3 protein-coding genes are annotated in these 3081 nt (G+C 68.5%); 2 read left to right on the forward strand and 1 reads right to left on the reverse strand.

Features of this window, described 5'->3' with window-relative positions; genetic code table 11:
• On the reverse strand, positions 1 to 665 hold a 665-nt coding region (locus JMF90_RS30930), incomplete at its 3' end, for a response regulator (protein ID WP_201325867.1).
• A 441-nt stretch (positions 666 to 1106) separates the two neighbouring features.
• On the opposite strand from JMF90_RS30930, the gene JMF90_RS30935 reads away from it, so the two are divergent.
• Positions 1107 to 2591: an FAD-dependent oxidoreductase gene (locus JMF90_RS30935; protein WP_011694920.1), complete on the forward strand. Its 1485-nt coding sequence runs from the start codon at positions 1107 to 1109 to the stop codon at positions 2589 to 2591.
• Positions 2592 to 2601: 10 nt separating this feature from the next.
• Positions 2602 to 3081: c-type cytochrome (locus JMF90_RS30940; RefSeq protein ID WP_236598061.1), on the forward strand; the 480-nt coding region annotated here is incomplete at its 3' end.

Consider the following 3081-nt stretch of genomic DNA (forward strand, 5'->3'; position numbering starts at 1 on the left):
AGTTTCTTGCGCAGCTTGCTGACGTGGCTGTCGACCGTGCGTTCCAGCGCGTCGCCTTCCGGCAGGCAGGTCGCCATCAGCTCGGCGCGGCTGAACACGCGGCGCGGTGCACGCGCGAGCTGCGCGAGCAGCTTGAATTCGGTGAGCGTGAGCACGAGCGTGTGGCGCGCGCCGTCGACTTCGACCGTCGCTTCGTGGTGCTCGAGATCGATCTCGAACGGTGCGGCGCGCAGCACGCGCTGCTCTTCCTGGCGCGAGCCGGCCATCGACCGGCGCAGCACGGCCTGCGCCCGCGCGACGACTTCGGCGGGGTTGAACGGCTTGACCACGTAGTCGTCGGCGCCGATCCGCAGCCCGGTCAGCTTGTCGATGTCCTGGTCGAGCGCGGTCAGCATGATGACCGGCGTGTCGCCGCGATGGCGAATCTCGGCGAGCACCTTCCAGCCGTCGACGTGCGGCATCTGCACGTCGAGCAGCACGAGGTCGGGCTTCAGCGACAGGTGGAGTTCGAGCGCGCGGCGGCCGTCGGCGGCGTGCACGGTGCGCAGGCCGTTGCGCGCGAAATAGGCGGTCAGGATCTCGGCGATCTCGGGTTCGTCCTCGGCGATGAGGACGAGCGCTTGCGCGCCTTGGCCGGCGCCGGGAGATGAAGAAAATTCGGGCATGGCCACTCGTTCGGATTCAGCGGGGTTCCATCGAATCGCCATACTACCGTACGGCCCGCGCAACCGAACGCAGACGCGCGGGCCGCACCGGTCGCCATCGCGTGCGCGGTCTTTCCCCGACCTGTCGGGCGCGCTGCAACGCCCCGCCCGACCGGGGAATACCCTGTCTTTTTTTTTCGATCCTGTTTTATGTATCATGACCTATCTTTTGCAACATGTACTAATTCGGGGCGCCGGAAAATCCTTATCGGTACAGGGTGGTACGGCGCGTGTACAGACCGGAATGCGAACCGGATTCGCGTGCCTCGTGCGGGGCAGGCGCGCCGGCGGCAGGTGAAGCGGATCGGGATCGCATCCCGTCGTCAGATTCCGCGCGAGCGAAGGCAGCACGCCGCAAGGGCGGCCGCCGTTCGCGCCCATTGCAGGCGTCATTCACAGATCATGTCCAGGAAGTCATCCATCAGCGGGGCGGCCGACCCGGAGCGCAGGCAGTGGCTCAAGGTCGCGGGCGCGTCGGTCGCGGCGGGCGGTCTTGCCCTCGGAGCCGCACGGGCGAAGGCCGATGCGGCGCCGGCCGCCGGCCATGAAGGCGACGTGCTCGACGTCGCGATCGTCGGCGCCGGGCTGGCCGGCCTGACGGCCGCGCGCGACCTGCGCTACGCGGGCTGCGAATCCTTCGTCGTGCTCGAGGCGCGCGACCGCGTGGGCGGCCGCACGCTGAACTACGACGTGGGCGGCGGCCACGTGACCGAAGTCGGCGGCCAGTGGATCGGCCCGGGCCAGACGGCGGTCGCCGATCTCGCCCGCGAGCTGGAGGTCGGCACGTTCCCGAGCTACTACGCGGGCAAGACGGTGATTCTCGGCGGCGACGGGCGCGCCGAGATCGACCTGGAGGGCACGTTCGGCACCGACGAGGCCGTCGCGGCGAAGCTGAGCCGATTGTCGCGCGACGTGCCGTCCGGTGCGCCGTGGACGTCGCCGAAGGCCGGCGAACTCGACCGGCTGTCGGTCGGCGACTGGCTCGCGACGCAGGGCATCAAGGCGGAAGACCGGATGGGCTGGAACGCGTCGATCTCGCTGTCGGGCGGCGTCGCGCCGGCGAAGATGGGGCTGCTGCACTTCCTGTCGATGATCAACTCCGCCGATTGCGACTACGCGCAGCTCGACTCGATCAAGCACAGCGCGCAGGAAACCCGCTTCGTCGGCGGCTCGCAGCTCCTCAGCATCCGGATGGCGCAGCAGCTGGGCGACAAGGTGCGGCTGTCGTCGCCGGTGCGGCGGATCGTCGGCTGGGATCGCGACGTCGTCACGTTGCAGACCGATCGCGGCACGGTGCGCGCGAAAAAGGTCGTGATGGCGCTGCATCCGGCGCTCTGCCACCAGGTGCAGTTCGACCCGCCGCTGCCTGACAAGCGCATCGCGTTGCAACGCGCGTGGCCGGCCCATTCGCCGGCGCGCAAGACGGCGATGGTCTACCGTCGCCCGTTCTGGCGCGACAAGGGCTTGAACGGTCACATCTTCCAGACCGACGGGCCGGTGTTCTGGGCTTACGACAATTCGCCGCCGGGCGGCGAGATCGGCGTGATCAACGCGTTCGTCCGGAATGCGCTGGTGCCGTCGGACCCGCAGGCCGCGAAGCAGATGCACATGGATCTCTATGCGCAGGCGTGGGGCGACGAAGCGCGCGCGCCGGTGTCGTATCACGATCGCGACTGGGGGCTCGCCGACCCGTGGACGCTCACGTGCGTGTCGGCGATTCCGCCCGGCTTCTGGAGCGCGCACGGCGACGCGCTGCGCGCGCCGTGCGGCAACCTGATCTGGTCGGGCACCGAGACCGCGAACATCTGGGCCGGCTACATGGACGGCGCCGTGCGTTCCGGTCACCAAAGCGCGCTTCAGGCGCTCAATGCGCTGCGTCGTGCTTAGGAGAGCGAAGATGAAGAAACGCATGCTGCTGGTCGCGGCGCTCGTGGTGATCGGCGCGGCGCTGGCGCTCTACGGCCCGACGCTGCTCGGCTTCTATCGCCTGCAGCACCATATCGATACGGCCGCGCAAGCCGATGACGCCGACGGCGGCCCGTGGCCGCGCGTGACCGACGCGTGCATGGGCTGCCACGGCGTGAAGGGCACGTCGCTCAGCCAGGCGTATCCGAGTCTCGCCGGCCAGCCTGCGCAATACGTGGCCGCGCAGCTTCGCGCATTTGCGGGCGGCCAGCGCACGAACCCGACGATGGACCCGCTCGCGATGACGATGAGCGAAGCCGATCGTATAACTTCGTATAATGTATGCTATACGAAGTTATTACGGCGAGGTTGCCGGTCTTTCGGTAGATCCGGTCGCAGAGCCAGCCGCCGAGCGTATCGCCGACCACGCCCGCGAAGAACACACCGGACGCGAACAACGCGGTCGATTTCA

It is taken from the genome of Burkholderia sp. E168m23, from assembly GCF_016586125.1.
Taxonomy (GTDB): domain Bacteria; phylum Pseudomonadota; class Gammaproteobacteria; order Burkholderiales; family Burkholderiaceae; genus Burkholderia; species Burkholderia orbicola.

What these genes read in the sequence shown, in the direction of transcription:
- JMF90_RS30935 (WP_011694920.1), top strand. Translation starts at nt 1,107, where the DNA reads ATGTCCAGGAAGTCATCCATCAGCGGGGCGGCCGACCCGGAGCGCAGG.